The organism is Catenuloplanes indicus (assembly GCF_030813715.1).
Taxonomy (GTDB): domain Bacteria; phylum Actinomycetota; class Actinomycetes; order Mycobacteriales; family Micromonosporaceae; genus Catenuloplanes; species Catenuloplanes indicus.
Window position 1 is genome coordinate 3423528 of record NZ_JAUSUZ010000001.1, and the last position, 21641, is coordinate 3445168.

The window sequence follows — 21641 nt, forward strand, 5'->3', positions numbered from 1 at the left end:
CTGACCGACGCACCGGCTGTCGTGGCTTCTCGGGCCGCGGCAGCCGGTGCGTCGGTTCCGGAGTCGGTGAGAGCGAGCCTTGCGCCACGGCGCACAAGACCGATATTTCCTGACACGCGGGTCGTGACGAAGCTGCCGCAGTCCCGCGGAATCCGGGCGCCCGCTCAGGGCAACGGCACCGAGTTCAACGCCTCCACCACGTCGCCCACCACCACGATCGCCGGCGGCCGGATCCCCGCAGCGGCCGTCTTCTCCGTGACGTCGCCGAGCGTCGCCTTCACCACCCGCTGATCGCCGGTCGTCCCCTCCTGCACCACCGCCGCCGGCGTGTCCGCCGACCGCCCGTTAGCCAGCAACGTCGCCGCGATCTTCGGCAGGTTCTTCAGACCCATCAGGATCACCACCGTGCCGCGCATGCCCCCCAGCGACGGCCAGTCGACCAGCGACGACGGATCATCCGGCGCCACATGCCCGGACACCACGGTGAACTCGTGCGCCACCCCCCGGTGCGTCACCGGGATCCCGGCCACCGCCGGTACCGCGATCGAGCTGGTCACACCGGGTACCACGGTGACCGGCACACCGGCCTCCGCACACGCGATCGCCTCTTCGCCGCCGCGCCCGAAGACGTACGGATCGCCACCCTTCAACCGCACCACGAACGACCCGGCGCGGGCCCGGTCCACGATGATCCGGTTGATCTCCTCCTGCGCCTTCGCCGGCCCGTACGGGATCTTGGACGCGTCGACCAGCTCCACCTCCGGCCGCAGCTCGTCCAGCAGCAGCCCGGGCACCAGACGGTCCGCGACCACCACGTCCGCGGCCGCCAGCAGCCGCCGCCCCTTGACCGTGATCAGCTCCGGGTCGCCGGGCCCGGCGCCGACCAGCACCACCCGCCCGGGCGCGGCCGCGGTCTCCGGGCCGGGCCCGCGGAACCCGGCCGGCGTCTCCGGCACGTGGCAGCCGGGCAGCGTGCCGTCGGCCAGCCCGTCCCGGATCGCGTCCCGGACGACCTGCGCGCGATGCGGGTCGCCGCCGGCCGTGACCGCCACCGTGACCTGCCCGTGCCGGGAGACCGCGGGCGTCCACGCGGTCGCCGCCTCCCGGTCGTCCGCCCGGACGCAGAACACCCGGCGTTCCAGCGCGGCCGCGCTGACCGCCGCGGCCGCGAGATTGTCGTCGACCGCGACCTGGACCAGCCAGGCCCCGTCCACGTCCTCGGGCTGGAAGCGGCGGGCGAGCCAGGTGATCCGGCCCGCGTCGACCAGGGACTGGAGTGCGGGCGTCAGGTGCGGTGAGACGAGCAGCACGCGGGCGCCCGCGGAGATCAGCGCGGGGACACGGCGGGTGGCGACCGCGCCGCCACCGACGACGAGGACCTTGCGGCCGGTCAGCCGCAGCGCGAGAGGATAGAGTTCGGTCACTTCTCGGTCACTCCGGCGGAGTCGAAGGTGGCGACGTCGTGCAGCACACGGACGGCGGCGGAGACGATCGGCAGCGCGAGCACCGCGCCGGTGCCCTCCCCGAGCCGCATGCGCAGGTCGACGAGGGGTTCGAGGCCCAGGTGGGCGAGGCCGGCGGTGGCGCCCGGCTCGACGGACCGGTGTCCGGCGACGAGCGCGGCGGTCACGCCGGGGTGCAGCGCCGCGGCGGCGAGCGCGCCCGCGACCGTGTTCACCCCGTCCAGGACCAGCGGTACGCGGTGCGCCGCCGCCCCGAGCGCGAAGCCGGCGATCGCCGCGTGTTCCAGCCCGCCGACCTCGGCCAGCACGCGCAGCGGGCCGGCATCGGCCGGCAGCCGGCGCAGCGCCGTCCGTACCACGGCGATCTTGTGGTGGTGGGTGTGGTCGTCGATGCCGGTGCCCCGCCCGGTCACCTCGCCCGCGTCCCGGCCGGTGAACGCCGCGATCAGCGCGGCCGCGGGCGTGGTGTTCGCGATGCCCATGTCGCCGGCGACCAGGATCCGCGCGCCACCGCCGACGAGCTGCCCGGCGACCCGGATGCCGGTCTCGATCGCGGCCTGCGCCTCGTCGAGCGTCATCGCGGGACCGGTGGCCAGGTCGGCGGTGCCGGGCCGGATCTTCGCCTGGATCAGACCGGGCGCGTCGTCGATGGCGGTGGCCACGCCCACGTCCACCACGTGCACGTCCGCGCCGATCTCCCGGGCGAACGCATTGATCACCGCTCCGCCGGCCAGGTAGTTCGCCACCATCTGCACGGTGACCTCCTGCGGCCACGGCGAGACGCCCTGGGCGTGCACGCCGTGGTCACCGGCGAAGACCGCGACCGCGGCCGGTGCGGGCAGCGGTGGCGGACAGGTGCCGGCCAGCCCGGCGAGGCGGATCGAGAGCTCCTCCAGCGTGCCGAGCGAGCCGGCGGGCTTGGTCAGGCGGTCGTGCCGTGCCCGCGCGGCCGCCATCGCCTCCTCGTCCAGCGGACGGATCGCGTCCAGCGTCTCGCGCATGATCAGGCCTTTCCCTCAGAACCCACGAGGATCTCGTGGAACACCGCTACGAAACGGTCCGTGGTGGCAGTGTCCCGCACCGCAACGCGTACGTAATCCGGCCCCAGCCCCGGGAACGTGTCGCCGCGCCGCACCGCGAAGCCGTTCTCCCGCAGCACCAGCCGGAGTTTGTCCGCCCCGGCCACTCGGACGAGCACGAACGCGCTGGCCGGCTCGCCGATCACGGTCACGCCCGGCAGTGCGCGGAGCCGGCGCACAAGGTATCGCCGATCGCCGGCCAGCCGTGCGGCGATCTCACGTTCGGTGGCGACCGCCACCCGGGACGCGCACGCCTCCGCGGCCGCGAGCGCGGGCGTGGAGACCGGCCAGAGCGGCTGCACGGCCCGGCACCGCGCGATCAGGTCGGCCGGTCCGAGCAGGTAGCCGACGCGCAGCCCGGCGAGGCCCCAGGTCTTGGTGAGGCTGCGGACCACGACGAGCCCGGGCAGGTCGCGCCGCTCGGCCAGCGACTCCGGTTCGCGGTCGAGCCCGGGCCGGTGCGCACTGTCCGCGAACGCCTCGTCCACCACCAGCACCCGGCCGGGCGCGGCCAGCGCGGCGATCCGCTCCGCCGGGTGCAGTACCGAGGTCGGGTTCGTCGGGTTGCCGATGAAGACCAAATCCGCCTCGGGCGGAAGCGCACAATCCGGCGGAAGGGCAAAATCACCGGAGAGTACGACCCGGCGTACGTCATGGCCGGCACCGCGCAGCGCCGCCTCCGGCTCGGTGAACTGCGGGTGCACCACGACCGGGCACCGCGCGCCGCGCAGCGCCTGGGCCAGCAGCACGAAGCCCTGGGCGGCGCCCGCGGTGAGCAGCACCTCGTCCGGCGGGCGGCGGTGCCGGGCGGCGATCGCCGCGGTGGCCGGCCCGGGGTCGGGGTACGCCGCGAGCGTGGACATCGACGCCATGATCGGTGCGGACAGCCAGTCGGGCATCGGGTCGCGGCGCACGTTCACCGCCAGGTCGACCAGCCCGGGCGCCACTTCCGCGTCGCCGTGATGGCCCAGCTCCTCGCCCAACCCGTACCCCCTTCGCCGATGCAGAGTCCACAACAGCATGCGGGACCGGTACGGCGCCCTCACAGACCGCCAGGCGAGATGTGAGGAGCGGTTCACTCCTTTCCGCCCTCACATAAGCGAATATGTCCTACTTTTGGGGTATGGAGCGCACAACCTCCGCGGTCGGCCGTCTCGCAGCCCTGCTTCGTACCGGGATCATCGTCGGGGTGATTCTGGCGGGCATGGCGTACCCGCTGGCCGCCCTCGCGGGCCTCGGGGCCAAGGCCGGCATCGAGAAGGTGCGCGAACTGCCGCACGAGCTGACCGTGCCACCCTCCGCGCAGACCAGCTACGTCTACGCCGCGGACGGCAAGACGCTGATCACGATGTTCTACGAGGAGCATCGCAAGCCGGTCGCGATCGCCGACGTCTCCGAGCACGTCCAGCACGCGATCATCGCGGCCGAGGACACACGCTTCTACGAGCACAACGGCGTCGACATGAAGGGCGCGGCCCGCGCGTTCGTGGCGAACCAGCGCGCCGGCGGCGTCTCCCAGGGCGCCTCCACGCTGACCATGCAGTACGTCCGGATGGCGCTGCGCGACGGCGCCGAGTCCCCGGTCGAGGCGCTCGCCGCCACCGAGCAGACCACCGGCCGCAAACTGCGCGAGATGCGGCTGGCGATGGAGATCGAGAAGCGGATGTCCAAGGAGCAGATCCTGGAGGGCTACCTCAACTCGGCCTATTTCGGGCACCGTGCGTACGGCATCGCGGCCGCGTCCGAGGTCTTCTTCTCCAAGGACGCGAAGTCGCTCACCGTCGCCGAGGCCGCGCTGCTGGCCGGCCTGGTCAAGGCGCCGTCCGCGTACGATCCGGCCGGCCGGGACGCGGAAGCCGCGATCGCCCGCCGGGACTACGTGATCGACCGGATGGCCGAGGCCGGCTTCATCACCGCCCGCGAGGCGGAGAAGGAGAAGAAGACGCCGATCGCTCTGAAGCTGACCGACCCGCCGAACGACTGCGTCTCGGTCGCCGAGGACGTCAACGACTGGGGCTTCTTCTGCGACTACGTCAAGAACTGGTGGATGCAGCAGGACGCGTTCGGCGCGGACCCGGCCGCGCGGCTGGACCGGCTGCGCCGCGGCGGCTACCGCATCGTGACCACGCTCGACCCGGCCGTGCAGGCCAGCGCGCTGAAGAACGTGCTGGACAAGGAGCGCACGCGCAGCCGGTTCGCGCACGGCTCGGTTGCGATCGAGCCGGGCACCGGGCACGTGCGCGCGATGGCGGTCAACCGGGTCTACTCGCTGGACCAGAAGGACAACGGCAGGCACAGCGACCCGCGGCAGCGCCGGGCCGGACTGCTCGGCAACTACCCGAACACGGTCAACCCGCTGCTCGGCGGCGGCGACATGCCCGGATACCAGGCGGGCTCCACGTTCAAGCTGTTCACCATGCTGGCCGCGCTGGACGAGGGCATGCCGCTGAGCACCAGCTACTACGCGCCGCCGCGGCTCAAGACGAAGTACCCGGCGGACTGGGGCGACCCGACCAAGTGCGGCGACCGGTGGTGCGTGCGCAACGCCAGCAGCTCGATGACCGGGCGGAAGAACATGTGGTCCGGCTTCGGCCAGTCGGTGAACACGTACTTCGTGCAGCTGGAACAGAAGGTCGGCGCGCACCGCGCGGTGCGCATGGCGGAGCGTCTCGGGCTGCGCTGGCGTACCGAGATCGACCGGGTCCAGGCCTCGCCGGAGCGGGCGCGCGGCTGGGGCGCGTTCACGCTCGGCGTCGCGGACACCACGCCGCTGGAGATGGCGAACGCGTTCGCGACCGTGGCCGCGGACGGCCGGTACTGCGAGCCGCTGCCGGTGCTGTCCGTGACGAGCCCGGACGGCACCCCGGCACGGCGGACCGTGGACGGTGCCCCGGTCGACGTGGCCGCGCCGCGCTGCCACCAGGCGATCCCGGCCGACGTCGCGCGCGCGGCGACGGACGCGGCCCGGTGCACCACCGGCTCCTCGGACAGCGGCCGGTGCGGCGGCTGGTCGACCGCGCCGGACGTGCGCGGCACCGTCGACCGCCAGGTGGCCGGCAAGTCCGGCACCACGGACAACTACCAGGCGTCCTGGTTCGTCGGGTACGTCCCGCAGCTGGCCGTGGCCGCGTTCCTGGCCGATCCGGACAATCCGCAGCACCGGGTCGGCACCAGCAACGGCTACAAGTCGCGGGTCACGGTCGCGGAGACGCTGCGCGACGCGATGAAGGACCAGCCGGTCGAGAAGTTCACCCCGCCGTCGAAGGAGCTGACCCGCGGTTCCGACTGGGACCGGGATCGCTACCGCTACCGCGACCGGTGGCGTTAGAGCGCTCTAGCGCAGGTCGGCCGCGACCAACGACCACACCTCGAGGTCGGCGCGGTCGCCGAGCACGTGCCCGGCGCTGCGCAGCACGCCCTCGTAGCTGAAGCCGGCCTTCTCCGCGACGCGCCGGGCGGCCACGTTGCCGGGCGGCACCCGGATCTCCAGCCGCGCGAAACCGTGCTCCATGATCAGGGCGAACGACACCGCGATCACCGCCTCCGCGGCCAGCCCGTAGCCACGCGCGGCCGGCTCCAGCGCCACGCTGAGCTCGGTCACCCGGCCGGCCCAGTCGGTGCGCTTCGTCCAGAGGCTGCCGATCAGCCGGTCGTCCTCGCGGCGGACGATGCCGAGGTGATCGCCGGCCCCACTGTCCCGCCGCTCCTGCGCCTCGTCCGTGCACCACTCCAGGCCGTCGATCGACTCCTCGCCGAACGGCAGCCAGCGCCGGGTCAGGCGGTCGCTGAAGACGGCCCCTATCTGCTTCGCGTCGGCGCCGGTCAGTGCGCGGACGAGCAGACGAGGGGTGGAGACGGTCAGCGCCGGGAACGTGCGCACCGCCACAAGGCCAGTCACTCGGAGGACCCTACCGGCCGGGTACGACACTTCTCCCCGAATATTCATGGCTTTTCACCGTAAACAGTCCGCTTTGATCGTGCGAAGAGGCCGAAAACCGACAGATCACCACCGCCAGGAGCGGCCTTATCATCCGCGAGTAGCCTGCGAGGTGTGTACCGCTTCCTGTTCACCCCCCGCTGGCTGGGCTACCTCGCGCTCGCCCTCGCCGCGGCCGCGGTCATGGTGCTGCTCGGCAACTGGCAGCTGAGCCGCTATCAGGAACGCACCGCGATCAACGACCGGATCGACCGGGCGGACAGCGTCGCACCGGTCCCGCTCGGCGAGACCGTGGCCGCACCCACCGCGACCGGCACCCCAGGGCCCGCGCCCGGCCAGGACGCGGAGTGGACCCGCGTCACCGTCACCGGCGTCTACGACCCGGCCCACGAGATCCTGGCCCGCAGCCGTACCGTGGCCGGTCAGGTCGGTTTCGAGGTGGTCACGCCGCTGCGGCTGGCGGACGGCACCGCGGTGCTCGTCGACCGCGGCTGGATCCCGCCGGCTGACGGCGGCGCGCTGGCCCGCCCGGCGATCCCACCGGCGCCGGCCGGCACCGTCACGGTGATCGGCAAGATCCGCCTGTCGGAGAGCAAGGCCGGTGCGGTCGAGCGGCTGGACGGCCGACTGGAGACCCGGCGGATCGGCCTGGCCATGCTCGCACCGGAGCTGCCGTACCCGATCTATGGCACGTTCTTGCAGCTCACCGAGCAGCAGCCGGCCGCCGACCCGATCTTCACGCAGATCGAGGCGCGCCACGAGAACGCCTGGCAGAACGGCGGCTACGCGGTCCAGTGGTGGCTCTTCGCCGCGCTCACGCTGGTCGGCTTCGCCTGGGCCGCCCGCCGCGAGGCCCGTGGCCCGGTCACGCCGGCCGGCAGCCGCCTCGCGGAGGACGCCGAGCACTACGCGAACGTCGCTTCCGAAAAACCCTGAAGTCGCTTTTCCCGCTTCCGGCGTGGTCACCGTCCGTACGCTCCCGCGGGCACCGGTCGGCCGCGGGCGGCCTCCCTGTCAGTTCCGTCGTGGGTCGCCGAAACCCGCGCCACGGTGATCAATACCGGAACAGCGCGAGGTTCCGCTGCAACGCGGTGGCCACCCGGGCCAGATCGGCCGACGCCTGCGCCGTGTCCGCGGCCGCGCCGGTCGTCTCGGCCGCCGCCTCCGCCACGCCGGTCACGTTCGCGCTGATCTCGGACGAGCCGGCGGCGACCTCGTTCACGTTGCGGCTCATCTCCGCCGTGGTCGCGGTCTGCTCCTCGACCGCCGCCGCGATCGCGCTCTGGGTCGCGTTGATTTGCTCGATCACGCCGCTGATGTCGGCGATCGCGGCCACCGCGGCCGCCGCGTCGCTCTGGATCGCCGCGACCCTGGTCGAGATGTCGCCGGTCGCCCGCGCGGTCTCCTGCGCCAGGTCCTTGACCTCGCTGGCCACCACCGCGAAGCCCTTGCCCGCGTCACCGGCCCGGGCCGCCTCGATCGTGGCGTTCAGTGCGAGCAGATTGGTCTGCTCCGCGATCGCGGTGATCAGCTTGACCACGTTGCCGATCTCCGCGGACGACGCGCCGAGCTGGTCGAGGATCTCGCCGGCGCGCGCGGACGCGGTCACCGCGCCGGCCGCGACGTCCGCGGCGCTGGACGTGGACCGGGCGATCTCCGAGATCGACGCGCCGATCTCGTCACTGCCGGCCGCGATCGTGGAGATGTTCACGCTGATCTGCTCCGCCGCGGACGACGCGGCCTGTGCCTGCGCGGAGGAACGCGTGGCCGAGTCGTTGACCCGGCCGGCGACCGCGGACAGCTCCTCGCTGGAGGAACCGAGCGTGCCGACGTTCGTGCCGATCTCCCGCATCGCGCCGGCGATCCGGTCCAGCGCGGTGTTCAGCGACGTGGCCATCCGGCCCACCTCGTCCCGCCCGGTCACGTCCAGCCGCTGGTCGAGACCGCCTTCGGCCAGCTCGGTCAGGACCGACACGGTACGGCCGAGCGGTCCGGCGATCATTCGGCTGATCACGATCACCACCGCCACGCTGAGCGCGATCGCCCCCGCGATCAACCCCCAGATCAGCGTGGCGGCCGCGGACGAGGCGGCGGTCGCGTCGTCCAGCGCGGTCCGCGCGGCGGCATCCTCGATGCCCTGCAGGTCGTCCAGCGCCTCGCTCATCGCGCGCTCCAGCGCCCGGCCCCGCGCGTCGTACGCGGTGAGGAACGCGTCGAAGTCGCTCGACTCGGCGGCCGGGATCAGCTCCTCGGTCCGGGCCTGCCGGAACTCGGTGAGCGCGGCGGCGAACCGGTCCCGCGCCTCCTCCCGGCCGGTCATGTCGGTGGCGGTGTAGAGTGCCCAGTTCTCGTCCAGCTCCTCGTCGGTCGCCGCCATCTCGTTCGCGACCTCGGCCGTCGCGGCCTCGGTCGGCGCCAGCGCGTAGTTGAACAGCTCCCGGCCGATCTCCTGGTTGGCCGTGTCGACCAGGCCGAGCCAGTAGATCGCCTGCAGGCTGTCCCGGTACATGCCCTGCAGCCGGTCCTGCGCCCGGTGCAGCTGCACCATCCCGACCAGGCCGATCACCAGCGACAACAGCAGGACCACCGTGAAGCTGAGCGCCAGCTTGCCCGCGACCCGCAGGTCACGGAACGCGGCCACCGGTCCCCTCATCGCCCCTCCTCAGCACCACCGTTCCGGTTCGAATATGGCATTCGCCGGGATCACGATCCGGAGTTCCGGGCAACTCGCACCGAGGTAGCGGGTGATCGATATCATGAGGAGGCCCACCGTCGCATTTGCCCCGTTTAACGATGTCCACCTATCCGACAACCCGTAAATCCACGGTTAACAGCTCGAAACATCCACGAAATAGGACAATATGGGCGACGGAATTGCTGTGGTCTAATCGGACGAAGAGTCACAGCGATTTCGGGGGTACGCGTAACCATGGCCGACAGCCCGACACGGGAGTGGAATGGCATGGTCATTCCGTCGCCCGGGACATACGAGCTGGACGAGGCGCACAAGCGGGTGGGCTTCACGGCACAGCACATGATGGTCAGTCCGGTGCGCGGCGAGTTCACCCAGGCGCGGGCCACGATTACGGTGGCGGACGACCCGCTGCAATCAACTGTGACGGCCGTCATTCAGGCGAACTCTATCGACACCACCAATCCGGAACGTGACGCGCATCTCTCCGGCACCGATTTCCTCGACGTCGAGACGTTCCCGACGCTCGAATTCCGGAGCACCGGCGTGAAATACGAGGAGCCGGACGACGCCATCTTCTCCTGGGCGAAGATGCGGGCCGGCAACAAGCTCACCCGCCGTTCCATGGCCACCGTGCCCGAGCCGGCCGGCAAGCGGTCCGGCAGGTTCGTGCTCTCCGGCGACCTGCGGATCAAGGACGTGACCCACCCGGTCGAGCTAAAGGTGGAGTTCGGCGGCGCGCGGCGCGATCCGTACGGCCGGGACATCGTGGGTTTCAGCGCGCACACCGAGATCAACCGCGAGGATTACGGCCTGCTCTGGAACGTGGCGCTGGAGAGCGGCGGCGTCCTGGTCGGCAAGAAGGTCCGGATCGAGATAGCCGGCGAGGCCATCCGCGCGGCATGATCCGCCCTAGGGGGAAGCTCAGGGTCGCCAGGCTTGCCGTGCTGGGGCACGATCGCAGGGAGTCCGGCTATCTCGGGAGCGTGACATGACGACCGACCCCACAGGCAACACCCCGGCTCGGCGACGGGTGACGCTCACCGGCATCAGCTCGCGGGCCTGGGAGCACCCGGCCGACCGGGGCGCGCTCACCGCGCTGCGCGAGCTGCGCGGCTTCGACGACGTGGTGAAGGCGTTCTTCGGCATGTGGAACGAGCGCGGTTTCCGCCTGTCGTACCTGGCCGGCGGCATCCGCGTGGACCACCGGCAGTACCCGTCGGTCTACGCGCGCTACGCGGAGGCCGGTGCCGCGCTCGACATCGAGGAGCTGCCCGAGCTGTACGTCGAGCAGAACCCGATGATCGGCGGCAAGGCGATCGGCCTGGACCGCCCGTTCATCGTGATCACCACCGGCGCGGTCCAGCAGCTCGACGACGAGGAGCTGCGCACGCTGCTCGGGCACGAGCTGGGCCACGTGCGCAGCGGCCACGCGGTCTACAAGACGATCCTGATGGTGCTGACCCGCTGGGCGACGAACATCGCCTGGCTGCCGGTCGGCGCGATCGCGATCCGGGCGATCATCGCGGCGATGTACGAGTGGTGGCGCAAGGCCGAGCTCTCCGCGGACCGGGCCGGTCTGCTCGCCGGGCAGGACCCGGCCGCGGCGCTGCGCCTGCTGATGAAGCTGGCCGGCGGCGGCGACCTCAGCCAGATCGACACCACCGCGTTCCTGGAGCAGGCCGCGGAGTACGCCGGCGGCGGCGACGTCCGGGACAGCCTGCACAAGCTGCGGATGACCGCGTGGAGCAGCCACCCGGTGCCGGTCGCGCGCGCGGCCGACCTGCGCCAGTGGACCGACTCCGGGGCGTACGCGCGGATTCTCGGCGGCGACTACCCGCACCGCGACACGGACGGCGACGCCAAGGTCAGCGACGCGGCGAAGGAGGCCGCGGAGTCGTACCGCGAATCCTTCGCGAACTCGACCGATCCGCTGGTCGGCCTGGTCCGGCGGGTCGGCGGCGGCGCGGCCGACATCGGCGAGTGGGCCGGCAGCCAGGCCGGCAAGGCACGCGACTGGGCGAGCACCGCGGCGGACTCCGCGGCCCGCGCGGCCCGGCGCCGCCCGCCGGGCACGAACGGCGGCGCCGACCAGCAATAAGATTGTCCGCATGACGGATTCGATCATGGATGAGGCGGCCCTCCGCGCGGCGATCCTGCGGGAGATGCCGGGCGTGCGCGCCGACCTGGAACGGCTCGTGCGGATTCCCGGAATCGCCTTCGAGGGCTTCGACTTCTCGCACGTGGAGGCCTCTGCCGAGGCGGTCGCCGAACTGCTCCGGGCCGAGGGCCTCCAGACCCGGATCGTGCGGGCCGGTGGTCAGCCCGCCGTGATCGGGACCAAGCCGGCCCCGCCCGGCGCGCCGACCGTGCTGCTCTACGCGCACCACGACGTGCAGCCGATCGGCGACCGGAGCATGTGGCAGAGCGACCCGTTCGAGCCGGTCGAGCGGGACGGCCGGCTCTACGGCCGGGGCGCCGCCGACGACAAGGCCGGCGTGATGGCGCACATCGCGGCGCTCCGGGCGTACGGTGACGCGCTCCCGGTCGGCGTGGTGCTGTTCATCGAGGGCGAGGAGGAGTACGGCTCCGAGTCGCTGGACGCGCTGCTCGAGGCGCACCGTGACGAGCTCTCCGCGGACGTCATCGTGATCGCCGACTCGGCTAACTGGGACGTCGGCGTGCCCGCGCTGACCACCTCGCTGCGCGGCATCGTGAACGCGTTCGTCGAGGTCCGCACGCTGGACAGCGCGGTGCACAGCGGCATGTTCGGCGGCATCGCGCCGGACGCGCTGACCGCGCTGGTCAAGCTGCTCGGCACGCTGCACACCGAGGCCGGCGACGTGGCCGTGGAGGGCCTGTTCGGCCGCGCCGCGTCCGCGCTCGACTACCCCGAGGACCGGCTGCGCGCCGAAGCCGGGATGCTCGACGGCGTGCAGTTCGTCGGCACCGACCGGCTCACCGACCGGATGTGGACCAAGCCGGCGCTGGCGATCCTCGGCATCGACGCGCCGCCGACCGCGGAGGCGCCGAACGCGCTGGTCCCGTCCGCGCGTGCGAAGCTCAACCTGCGCCTCGCGCCCGGCGACGACCCGAAGACCGCGTTCGCCGCGCTCAAGGCCCACCTGGAGAAGCACGCGCCGTGGGGCGCGCAGGTCACGGTCACGCTGGAGCAGGACGGGCACCCCTCGGTGATCGACGCGACCGGCCCGGCGTTCGACGCCGCGCGGGACGCGTTCCGTACCGCGTGGGACGGCGTCGAGCCGGTCGACGTGGGCATCGGCGGATCGATCCCGTTCATCGCCACGTTCCAGCAGCTGTTCCCGGGCGCGGCCATCCTGGTCACCGGCGTGGAGGACCCGCACTCCAAGGCGCACGGCCCGAACGAGAGCCTGCACCTGGGCGAGTTCCAGCGCGCCTGCCTCGCCGAGGCACTGCTCCTGTCGACCGTGGCGAAAGCACTCCACAAAGGGTAGATGCGCTAGCATTCGTACATGAGTACGAATGATGTGATCGCGCGGCTGGACGCCGCCGTGAGCGCGCTGGGGGACGTGGACGTCTCCGGGTGGGACGACACCGTCCTCGCCGAGCACCTCGACGACCTCTCCGCCGCCCTGGTCGCGGTGGACAGTCAGCTCGCCCGCCTCGCCGACGCGGTCCGGGCGCGCGGTCTCCGCGTCGTGGAACCGCCCGTTGCGGCATAAATGTCAGAGGTGGCTGCCAGGATGGACCCGTGAGGTTCATCGACCTGGCAGCCACCTCTTCCGCTGTCGCGGCCACCTCGGCGCGTAAGGCGAAGATCGAGCTGCTCGCCGACGCGCTGCGCCGGCTCGACCCGGGCGAGGTGACGGCCGGTGCCGCCTACCTCGCCGGTGAGCTGCGACAGCGCCAGACCGGTGTGGGCTATGCGAGCCTGCGCGACCTCCCGCCGCCCGCGACCGAGCCGACGCTGACCGTGGCCGGCGTCGACGCCGCGATCGCGGAGCTGTCCGCGGCCTCCGGCACCGGCTCGCAGGCCAAGCGCCGCGCGCTGGTCGGCGCGCTCTTCGCCGCCGCCACCGCGGAGGAGCAGCGGCTGCTCACCGGCCTGTTCAGCGGCGAGCTGCGCCAGGGTGCCCAGGCCGGCATACTCGCGGATGCGATCGCGAAGGCTGCCGACGTGCCCGCGCCCGCCGTTCGCCGCGCGCTGCTGCTCAGCGGCGACCTCAAAACCGTGGCCGCGGCCGCGCTGCACGGCGGCGCACCCGCGCTCGCCGAGTTCTCACTCCAGGTCGGCCGCCCGCTCGCCCCGATGCTGGCGCAGAGCGCACCCACGGTCGAGGCGGCGCTTGCGAGCACCGGCGTGCCCGCGATGGTCGACGTGAAGCTCGACGGCATCCGCATCCAGGTGCACCGGGCCGGCGACGACGTCTCCGTCTTCACCCGCAGCCTGGACGACATCACCGGCCGCATGCCCGAGGTGGTCGCGGCCGTCCGCTCGCTGCCGCCCGGCGACCTGGTGCTGGACGGCGAGGCGATCGCGCTGGACGCGACCGGCCGCCCGCGCCCGTTCCAGGAGACGTCCGCCCGCGCCGCCACCCGCACCGGCGGCACCGTCTCCGCGACCGGCACCGTCCTCACGCCGTACTTCTTCGATCTGCTGCATCTCGACGGCACCGATTTGCTGGACGCGCCCGGCACCACCCGCTGGGCCGCGCTCGCCGACACGCTGCCGCCGGAGCTGATCGTCGGCCGCGAACAGGCTCCTGATGCCGAGCGCGGCACCGAGCTGTTCGCCACCGCGATCCGCGCCGGCCAGGAGGGCGTGGTGATCAAGTCGCTGGACGCGCCGTACGACTCCGGCCGCCGCGGCGGCGCCTGGGTCAAGGTCAAGCCCCGGCACACGCTCGACCTGGTCGTGCTCGCGGTCGAGTGGGGCAGCGGCCGCCGCAAGGGCTGGCTGTCCAACCTGCACCTCGGCGCGCGGGACGAGGAGACCGGCGGCTTCGTCATGCTCGGCAAGACCTTCAAGGGCCTCACCGACGAGCTGCTGCGCTGGCAGACCGAGCGGTTCCTGTCGCTCGCGGTCGACCGCGGCGACTGGGTGGTCACGGTCCGCCCCGAGCAGGTGGTCGAGATCGCGTTCGACGGCGTCCAGACCAGCCCGCGCTACCCCGGCGGCGTCGCGCTGCGCTTCGCCCGCGTGCTGCGCTACCGCGACGACAAGCCCGCCTCCGAGGCCGACACGATCACCACGGTCCGCGCCATCCACGCGGGCCAGCGGTCCGCCTGATCTGCGGGAGGACCGTTCCTCCCGCAGATCAGGCGTCCGTCAGAGGTGCGTCTGTTCCGTGCGCCCGGCCAGCGACTGAACCATCGGCGTGGTCGCGACACCGGCGTATACCCGCACGTCGTCGACCACACCGGCGAAATACTGGCCATACGCGCCGCCGGTCATCGCCCGGCCCACCTGCAGACCGCCACCGGCGGCCCAGTCGGACGAGTGCGGCACAGTGGCCGCGGCGCTCAGCGCGCCATCGACGTAGAGCGAGACCGTGTTCAGGAATGCGTTGTAAACCAGTGCCCGTCCACTGCTGTTGGTGCTCACCGGGACTCCAGTGTCGATCACCGTCTCCGCCGAGCCGGTCGCATCGTCCTGCGCCAGGACCGCCTCCCAGCGGCCGGTGGCACCACACCTGATCACGAACCCACTTGCCTTGGTCCCGGCCCGCGAGATCGCCGCGCGGCCAGAGCCGCATTGCGCCGACGAAGGCAACACCCGCATGGATACGGTGAAGCTGCCGTCGGTCGCGGCGACCGGCCCGGCCGTGTACGCGTGGTCGTCGACGCCGTCCAGCACCAAGTGGCCCGCCCCGACGAGCGCCGGCATCGCGGTCGGGTCTTCATCCGTATCCGGGGCACAGAGCACCGGCCCGCCGGCCAGCGTCAGATCCTGCCCCGGCGTGGTGTCGTCGTCGCTGTAGTACGGCGACGTGTCACCAGCGGCCGAGTTCAGCGTCCAGTAGCCGACCCGGCGAGGCGACAGCTCGGCCAGTTCCCTGATCTGGTCGGGCATCACGATCCGGTCGAAGAGCGCCACATCCGCCACCTCGCCCTTGAAGAAGTCGCGGTAACCGGCCTTGTTGTACCGGCGGCCGATCTGCACCGGCCCGTCCGCGTACCAACTCGCCTTGACCGTGACGTAGCCCTGCACCACGCCATTGACGTAGAACGTCATCTTGCCCGTCGGCGGATTGAGTTCCCCCCGTTTCGACGGAGCGGTGGTTACCTGCTTCCGGTCGGGGCGGGGGTGAGGTTATCTGGCTCGGTCTGGGCGTGCCGGGCCGCCTCGTATTCGTTGGGGCTGAGGTAGCCGAGTTCGCGTTGGATGCGGCGGGTGTTGTACCAGCCGTCGATGTATTCGAAGATCGCGTTCTCGGCCTCGTCGCGGGTCCGCCAGGACGTGCGGTAGACCAGTTCGATCTTCAAGGTCGACCAGAAGTTCTCCATCAGCGCGTTGTCGTAACTGTCGCCGACCGAGCCCATCGAGGGACGGATTCCGTTGTCCTGCAGGCGTTGTGAGAAGCGGAAGCTCGTATAGTTCGACCCGCGGTCGCTGTGATGTATCAGCTCGCCGTCGCGGACGTCACGCGACCAGATACCGTACTCGAGCGCGGCCAGAATTAGATCGGTGTCGCACCGGTCGGAGGTCTTCCATCCGACGATCCGGCGGGAGAACACGTCGCGGACGGCGGCCAGCCAGAACACGCCCTCGCCGGTCGGGATGCGGGTGGCGTCAGCGACCCAGAGCCGGTTCGGACCATCAGCGGTGAACTGGCGGTTGACCAGATCCGGCGCCGGCGTGTGCCGCGGATCCTGCCGGGTTGAGCCGCCGCGCCAGCCACGCCGCAGGAAGGCCCCGTGCCAGCCCTGCCCGGCCATCAGCCGCTCGACCCGCTTGCGGCCCACCCGGATCCCGTCGCGACGCAGTTGCCGATGCACCCGGTCGGCGCCATAGGTGAACCCGGAGGCTTCCCAGATTTCATAGATGTTGGACAGCAGTCCCAGGTCGACCAGGTCCCGGTCACACGGCTGCTCAGCCTGTTTCACCCACTGCTAGTAGGTCGACTCGGCGATGTCCAGGACCCGTAGCAGGAGCGCGACCGCGAAGCGGTCACGGTGTTCGTCGATGAACCTCATGACCGTCGCCGGGTCGGGCCGAGCTCCGACGCGAAATAACTGCTGGCGGCACGCAGGATCTCGTTGACCCGGCGCAGCTCAGCAACCTCTTCACGCAGCCGGCGGTTCTCCTCGGCCATCTCGGTGGTCGGCCGGTCATGACGTTCGCCCGCGTCAGCCTCGGCTTGACGGATCCAGTTCCTGAGCGCTTCGTGATGCACGTTCAACTGCTCGGCCAGACGCCGGATGGTCGGCTTCGGGTCCGACTCGCGATACAGGCGCACAGCCCGCGCCCGTAGTTCGTCGGGGTACTTCTTCGGTGCGGCCACGGATACTTCCTCCCCATGATCAGTCGATCATGTTTGAGAAGCTCCGCCAAACCGGGGGGAACTCAACGCTGGCGCCGCCAGATGGTCGAACACGGGCGCCGACTGCTCGGCGACGCCATCGACCTGCCCTACCACATGCGCGCCCACCTCAAGCGGATCGACGTCATTCACCTAGTCGAGGAGGAACTGCTCGGCACCGAGGCCAGCCACGAACTCGACCCGCCCCACGCTCGACACCATCCGCGTGACACAGTCGCGATAACCGCCTTTGATGCGGTCAGACCAGAACGCCCCTTTCCGGAGCACCCAAGCCTCTATCATGATGCGCACTGCCTCATGCAGTCCAGCTTCGTCCGACAGCTCGCCGAACCGTCTGGCCAGGCCTTCCCCGAGGCAGTTGCCCGAGAGCTCGGCGAAATATCGAAAAGCTCCTCTCAAGGATTGCGTCGACCACCCGGCCCTTCGCCGCATCCTCAAATCCGGAACAGCCGACTCAGGGGCGCCGCATCGTCATAGAGGTCCGTCATATGACCAGTCAAATCTTCGTGAGGATAGCGCGCAAAGATTGCATAGCCGTCGTCGCCCATTTCCGACAGAAGGCCGAGTCTCTTGCCGCCGACTTCTGGAGACCTGCTGCGGCTCGCCGACGCAGACAGGCCGCGCCTGGCATGTCGCAGCGCACAGTGATCCCGTCCGTGCGCCCACGGCGAAATCCCGGGTCTGCGAAGATCCTACGCGACCACTGTTTTGGCTGGTGAATCCCGGTGCGCCCAGCAGGACTCGAACCTGCGACCGGTGGATTAGAAGTCCACTGCTCTATCCAACTGAGCTATGAGCGCGCGATGTCGACGTGTGCAGGTTACCGCCGGTGCCCGGCCCCGCGCGGGAGGGGGCATGGATCACCGTGCAGGGACATACTAGGTTTTCGAGCGTGCAGGTGACGAGTACGACCTATTTCCCGATCCTGATCTCTGCCCGGGAAGCGGAGTTTCACCCGGATTGGGTGCTGGACCGCTTCATCCCCGGCCTGGCCGTCGGGTACAGCTTCGGCCCGCCGTTCGGCGAGACGATGGTGACCTGGCCGGACCTGGAGAAGATGCGGGTCAGCCGGCGTACGGTCAAGCGGCAGGCCGAGGAGACGCTCTACTCCGCCATGTCCCAGCTGCGGATTCACGGTCAGCCGCCGTCGCTGATGCTCTCCTTCGAGGGGCTCGAGTCAACCGTCCTGCTCGTCGAGGAGTTCTGGAACGACCTGGCCGAGCAGGTCCCGGGCGAGCTCGTGATCGGCGTACCCGCGCGGGATGTGGTGATCGTCACCGGCTCCGGGTCGACGGCCGGCCTGGAGAAGACCCGCCGTGCGGTGGAGCGGATGTTCTTCGCCGGTGGCACCCAGTTGCTCATGCACGATCTGCTGGTGTGGCGAGCGGGCGGCTGGGTGCCGCTTCCGCGCCCGGAGGAGGAGACGACTCCGGAGATCCCGCTCCCCGATCTTGATCTTCCGGAGCCCGAGCCGGTACATACACCCGAGCCCATCGATCAACCTCGGTGAAAACGCGTTCCCGCACCTCCGGGCCGGACAGCGTCAGGTCGTGCAGGCCACCGTCGAAGCGCACCAGCGTGAGGTGGCCGCCGAGGTGCGTCGCCCACTGAGCGATGTGCTCGACATTGAGCACCGCGTCGGCCAGCCGGGCCGCCTCGTCCCAGCGCGCGCCCCGGAAGCTGCGGGCCGAGCAGGCCAGCAGGATCGGCGCGTCGACGTCCAGCCCGCGGCGCAACCGGGCCTGGGCATCCCGGATCGCGTTCAGCCAGCCGTACCGCACCGGGAAGCCGGCCAGCGGCTTCCACTCCAGGTTGTAGTTCCACTCGCCGCGGTGGTCGGCGTGGATGCTCTCACCGTAGATCTGGTTCAGGCTCTGCGGCAGCGTCCCGTAGGGGTTGCGCCGCGTCGCCCGGCACACCGCGGACAGCAGCGGCCGGCGCACCACCCAGGGCACGTTCAGGTCGAAGAACGGGCTGTTCAGGAACAGACCGTCGACCCAGCCACGGGTACGTCGTGCGTCCGCCCACAGCGAGGCGATCAGTCCACCGGTGGAGTGCGCCGCGACCAGCATCCGGTCGTGACCGTCCTCCTCGCGGATGATCCGGGCCGCCTCGTCCAGCTCGGGGAAGTACTCGTCCAGGCTGCGGCAGAAGTTCGGGGTCTGGTGCGGCAACAGGCTCCGGCCGTATTTGCGCAGGTCCAGCGCGTAGAAGTCCCATCCGCGGTCGGTGAAGAACTCGGCCAGGTGGGTCTGGAAGAAATAGTCCACGAACCCGTGCACGTAGAGCACGGCCCGGCCGTCCGAATGGTCGCTGCGGCGGCGCACCAGCGTGGCGACGACGGGTCCCTCGTCGTCCTGCCCGAGGTCGATCGTGCGGCGCTCGTAGGGCTCGCCGAGAACGTCAATCTCCACGTCAGCGACCCTACTCGCAGTCCCTCCCCGTAGCAGATCATCCGGTCGGCCGGATGGCTGTCCACAGGCGGTTCCGTCCTCCACAGGCAGCACCACTTCACGACGGTACGGCGGAAGGCTGGACCCCACACATCCGAGCAAGGGGGTCCCATGTTCGACACCTACGTCACCGTGGTCGGCAACGTGCTGACCGCACCCGAGTGGCGGGTCACCCAGAAGACGAAGACCCGAGTCGCCCACTTCAAGATCGCGTCTACGGCCCGCAGGATGGACCGTGAGACCGGCCAGTGGGTCGACGGTAACGCGCTGCGGGTCCGCGTCACGTGCTGGCGCAACCTCGCGGAGGGCGTGGCCGCATGCGTGATGACCGGCGACCCGGTCATCGTCACCGGCCGTCTCTACACGCGCGACTGGATCGACCCGGAGGGCACCCACCGCGTGCAGTACGAGCTGGAGGCCGTCGCGGTCGGTCACGACCTGTCCCGCGGCCAGGGCACGTTCAAGCGCACCCGGGCCGGCAATCTCGCCACCGGCAGCGTCGAGGACGCCACCTCCGACGCCCGGATCGGTGGCGAGACCACCGATCCGCTCACACCCGGCGACGCCGCCGACCTCGGCGACGACCCGCAGGCCGTCCCGGAGGACGACTACGACTACGAGCCGCCCTCCGCACCGCTCGGCCGGCCGGAGGACCCGCTGGCCGACGAGGACCTGGAGACCGCACTGGGGGAGCTGGACGGCGACCGGGCGCTCGCGTCCACCCGCTGACCGGCTCCGGCTCCACCGCCGGCGTTCCCCGCGACGCGGCGGTGGCCACGCCACCCACCGGCCCACGCCCGGGCAGGGCCTCGCCCCCGCCGCCGGGATTCGCGACACCCGGCAGGCATCCGGCCGGGCCGGTGGGTGGCTTCTCCCACATCCGAAGATCAGCCTCCGCCGGAGACCCCACACCCGATCGATAGGCTGCCCGCCGGAGGTGACCAGTGCTCACGACAGCAGGACCCGCCCGCCGGCGGCCCCGGTCCACGACCGCCGGCCCGGCCCTCACGGCGCGGCCCGTCAGCCCGGCTCCCCCGCCGCACAGCCGCCCCGCTCCGGCCCTCGACAACGGCAGCCGCACAACATCCCGCCCCACCCGGCGCGCGGCAGCCAACCGCGATGGTCACCCAGCAGCCGGCCGCGTCGGCCGCTCAGCGACCGGTTGGAGCGGGCGTGCGACAGCCGGCGGGAGCGGGTTTGCGGCGGGCCGCGACGGTCGCCCGGCAGCCGACCGCCTCGGCCGCTCAGCGACCGGCTGGAGCGGGCTCGCGGTAGCCGGCTGGAGCCGGTTGGCGGCGGGCCGCGGCGCGCGTGAGCGGCGGCCGGTGAACGCCGGCCGGCTGCGGGTCGCGGAGGCGGTCGGGATGCTCGCCGGCTACGGGCTGGACGCGGTCTTCGGGGACCCGCGGCGGTGGCATCCCGTGGCCGGATTCGGCACGGCCGCGTCCGCGCTGGAGAAGCGGGTCTACGCGCCCGACCGGGCCGCCGGTGCCTGTTTTGCGGCCGTGGCCGTCGGCACGCCGGTGCTGGCGGGTGCCGCGCTCGCCGGGCTGACCCGGCGGCGCCCGGTAATGCGTGCCGTGGCCGTCGCGGCCGCCACCTGGACCGTGCTCGGCGCCCGCACGCTGCGCGCCGAGGCACACACCATGGCGGGCGCGCTGGACCGCGGCGACATCGAGGCCGCCCGAGGCCGGCTCGGTCACCTGTGCGGCCGGGACCCGTCCGCGCTGGACGAGCCCGAACTGGCCCGCGCCACCGTCGAATCGGTCGCGGAGAACACGTCGGACGCCGTCGTCGCCCCGCTCTTCTGGGGCGCGGTCGCCGGCCTCCCCGGCCTGCTCGGCTACCGCGCGGCGAACACGCTGGACGCGATGGTCGGTCACCGCTCCACGCGCTACGTCCGGTTCGGCACGCCGGCCGCCCGCCTGGACGACGCGCTCAACCTTGCCCCGTCCCGCCTGACCGCCGCGCTCACCGTCGCGCTCGCCCCGCTGGCCGGCGGCGACCCGGCACGGGCGCTGCGCATCTGGCTGCGCGACGGCCACCACCACCCCAGCCCGAACGCGGGCCAGTGCGAATCCTCCATGGCCGGTGCGCTCGGCATCCGCCTCGGCGGCCACAACGTCTACTTCGGCCGCTCCGAGTTCCGCCCGCACCTGGGCGAGGGCACTCCCCCGCTGGCTCCCGACATCGCCCGCGCCGCCCGCCTCTCCGGCGCGGTAGGCCTCGCCGCCGCCACCCTGGCCGCCACCTACCGCCTCACCATCGCGCTCCGCGCCCGCCGCAGCACCACCACGTCCACCGCCAGTGCGACCATGCGCCCTGCCGCCGGCCCGGCCGGGAGGCGTGCGATGAGCGGGCGGCAGTCCGCCACCACGCGGGCCGCGGGCCGGGCGGGAGACGTGCGATGAACCGGTGGTGGTCAGCCGCCCCGGGCGGAAGGCGTGCGATGAGCGGGCGGTGGCCTGCGACCACCCGGGCCGCGAGCCGG

General features: G+C 71.6%; 17 protein-coding genes, 1 tRNA gene and 1 pseudogene. 9 read left to right on the forward strand and 10 right to left on the reverse strand.

Going from position 1 to position 21641, the window contains the following annotated elements:
* Window positions 1-164: 164 nt before the first annotated feature.
* The 3 genes from cobA to cobC are packed head-to-tail and all read right to left on the reverse strand — an operon-like array spanning window position 165 to window position 3564.
* A complete protein-coding gene (cobA, locus tag J2S42_RS15335; RefSeq protein ID WP_307239731.1) occupies window positions 165-1424 on the reverse strand; it encodes a uroporphyrinogen-III C-methyltransferase in 1260 nt (419 codons plus the stop codon).
* Entirely contained in the window at window positions 1421-2467 is a 1047-nt protein-coding gene (gene cobT, locus J2S42_RS15340) for a nicotinate-nucleotide--dimethylbenzimidazole phosphoribosyltransferase (protein WP_307248777.1), read from the reverse strand. The genes cobA and cobT overlap by 4 nt, the downstream gene beginning before the upstream one ends.
* Entirely contained in the window at window positions 2467-3564 is a 1098-nt protein-coding gene (cobC, locus tag J2S42_RS15345; protein WP_370879189.1) for an Rv2231c family histidinol phosphate aminotransferase CobC, read from the reverse strand. Before cobC ends, cobT begins: the two co-directional genes overlap by 1 nt.
* A gap of 101 nt (window positions 3565-3665) precedes the next feature.
* Between cobC and J2S42_RS15350 the strand changes: the two genes are divergently transcribed.
* Window positions 3666-5870 (forward strand): transglycosylase domain-containing protein, encoded by a 2205-nt coding sequence (locus J2S42_RS15350; RefSeq protein ID WP_307239735.1) that lies wholly within the window; start codon window positions 3666-3668, stop codon window positions 5868-5870.
* 6 nt (window positions 5871-5876) lie between these two features.
* Here the strand turns inward: J2S42_RS15350 and J2S42_RS15355 are convergent, their stop codons facing one another.
* A complete protein-coding gene (locus J2S42_RS15355; protein WP_307239737.1) occupies window positions 5877-6440 on the reverse strand; it encodes a GNAT family N-acetyltransferase in 564 nt (187 codons plus the stop codon).
* 153 nt (window positions 6441-6593) lie between these two features.
* Between J2S42_RS15355 and J2S42_RS15360 the strand changes: the two genes are divergently transcribed.
* The gene (locus J2S42_RS15360; RefSeq protein ID WP_307239739.1) at window positions 6594-7415 is read left to right on the forward strand and encodes an SURF1 family cytochrome oxidase biogenesis protein; all 822 of its coding nucleotides are present in this window, start codon (window positions 6594-6596) and stop codon (window positions 7413-7415) included.
* Between the two features lie 118 nt (window positions 7416-7533).
* Here J2S42_RS15360 and J2S42_RS15365 read toward each other — a convergent pair whose 3' ends face one another.
* Window positions 7534-9132 carry a methyl-accepting chemotaxis protein gene (locus J2S42_RS15365; protein ID WP_307239742.1) on the reverse strand — a complete coding sequence of 533 codons (1599 nt, stop codon included), beginning with the start codon at window positions 9130-9132 and terminating at the stop codon, window positions 7534-7536.
* Between the two features lie 309 nt (window positions 9133-9441).
* Here J2S42_RS15365 and J2S42_RS15370 point away from each other — a divergent pair, with 309 nt between their 5' ends.
* The 5 genes from J2S42_RS15370 to J2S42_RS15390 all read left to right on the forward strand — a co-directional run bounded on the left by J2S42_RS15370 (window position 9442) and on the right by J2S42_RS15390 (window position 14443).
* Window positions 9442-10077 carry a YceI family protein gene (locus J2S42_RS15370; protein ID WP_307239744.1) on the forward strand — a complete coding sequence of 212 codons (636 nt, stop codon included), beginning with the start codon at window positions 9442-9444 and terminating at the stop codon, window positions 10075-10077.
* Between the two features lie 85 nt (window positions 10078-10162).
* The gene (locus J2S42_RS15375) at window positions 10163-11272 is read left to right on the forward strand and encodes a M48 family metallopeptidase (protein WP_307239746.1); all 1110 of its coding nucleotides are present in this window, start codon (window positions 10163-10165) and stop codon (window positions 11270-11272) included.
* A gap of 10 nt (window positions 11273-11282) precedes the next feature.
* Complete coding sequence (locus J2S42_RS15380; RefSeq protein ID WP_307239748.1) at window positions 11283-12647, forward strand: dipeptidase; 1365 nt, start codon at window positions 11283-11285, stop codon at window positions 12645-12647.
* An 18-nt stretch (window positions 12648-12665) separates the two neighbouring features.
* The gene (locus tag J2S42_RS15385; protein ID WP_307239750.1) at window positions 12666-12875 is read left to right on the forward strand and encodes a hypothetical protein; all 210 of its coding nucleotides are present in this window, start codon (window positions 12666-12668) and stop codon (window positions 12873-12875) included.
* 29 nt (window positions 12876-12904) lie between these two features.
* Window positions 12905-14443: an ATP-dependent DNA ligase gene (locus J2S42_RS15390; protein WP_307239752.1), complete on the forward strand. Its 1539-nt coding sequence runs from the start codon at window positions 12905-12907 to the stop codon at window positions 14441-14443.
* Window positions 14444-14482: 39 nt separating this feature from the next.
* Here J2S42_RS15390 and J2S42_RS15395 read toward each other — a convergent pair whose 3' ends face one another.
* The 5 genes from J2S42_RS15395 to J2S42_RS15415 all read right to left on the reverse strand — a co-directional run bounded on the left by J2S42_RS15395 (window position 14483) and on the right by J2S42_RS15415 (window position 19111).
* Window positions 14483-15388: a LamG domain-containing protein gene (locus tag J2S42_RS15395; RefSeq protein WP_307239754.1), complete on the reverse strand. Its 906-nt coding sequence runs from the start codon at window positions 15386-15388 to the stop codon at window positions 14483-14485.
* 47 nt (window positions 15389-15435) lie between these two features.
* Window positions 15436-16260, reverse strand: a complete 825-nt coding sequence (locus J2S42_RS15400) for an IS3 family transposase (protein ID WP_307239756.1) — start codon at window positions 16258-16260, stop codon at window positions 15436-15438.
* An 86-nt stretch (window positions 16261-16346) separates the two neighbouring features.
* Window positions 16347-16658: a transposase gene (locus J2S42_RS15405; protein ID WP_253244027.1), complete on the reverse strand. Its 312-nt coding sequence runs from the start codon at window positions 16656-16658 to the stop codon at window positions 16347-16349.
* A 765-nt stretch (window positions 16659-17423) separates the two neighbouring features.
* Window positions 17424-17497: transfer RNA gene (locus J2S42_RS15410), tRNA-Arg, on the reverse strand.
* 558 nt (window positions 17498-18055) lie between these two features.
* Window positions 18056-19111, reverse strand: a complete 1056-nt coding sequence (locus J2S42_RS15415; protein WP_307239759.1) for an alpha/beta hydrolase — start codon at window positions 19109-19111, stop codon at window positions 18056-18058.
* A gap of 150 nt (window positions 19112-19261) precedes the next feature.
* Here J2S42_RS15415 and J2S42_RS15420 point away from each other — a divergent pair.
* Both J2S42_RS15420 and J2S42_RS15425 read left to right on the forward strand, forming a co-directional pair.
* A pseudogene (locus J2S42_RS15420) lies at window positions 19262-20073 on the forward strand (single-stranded DNA-binding protein).
* Window positions 20074-20490: 417 nt separating this feature from the next.
* A complete protein-coding gene (locus tag J2S42_RS15425) occupies window positions 20491-21561 on the forward strand; it encodes a cobalamin biosynthesis protein (RefSeq protein WP_370879396.1) in 1071 nt (356 codons plus the stop codon).
* Window positions 21562-21641: the final 80 nt, after the last annotated feature.

Coding starts and splice junctions, on each gene's coding strand:
- cobC (WP_370879189.1), bottom strand. CDS start 3,564: ATGCTGTTGTGGACTCTGCATCGGCGAAGGGGGTACGGGTTGGGCGAG.
- J2S42_RS15350 (WP_307239735.1), top strand. CDS start 3,666: ATGGAGCGCACAACCTCCGCGGTCGGCCGTCTCGCAGCCCTGCTTCGT.
- J2S42_RS15365 (WP_307239742.1), bottom strand. CDS start 9,132: ATGAGGGGACCGGTGGCCGCGTTCCGTGACCTGCGGGTCGCGGGCAAG.
- J2S42_RS15370 (WP_307239744.1), top strand. CDS start 9,442: ATGGTCATTCCGTCGCCCGGGACATACGAGCTGGACGAGGCGCACAAG.
- J2S42_RS15375 (WP_307239746.1), top strand. CDS start 10,163: ATGACGACCGACCCCACAGGCAACACCCCGGCTCGGCGACGGGTGACG.
- J2S42_RS15380 (WP_307239748.1), top strand. CDS start 11,283: ATGACGGATTCGATCATGGATGAGGCGGCCCTCCGCGCGGCGATCCTG.
- J2S42_RS15385 (WP_307239750.1), top strand. CDS start 12,666: ATGAGTACGAATGATGTGATCGCGCGGCTGGACGCCGCCGTGAGCGCG.
- J2S42_RS15395 (WP_307239754.1), bottom strand. CDS start 15,388: ATGACGTTCTACGTCAATGGCGTGGTGCAGGGCTACGTCACGGTCAAG.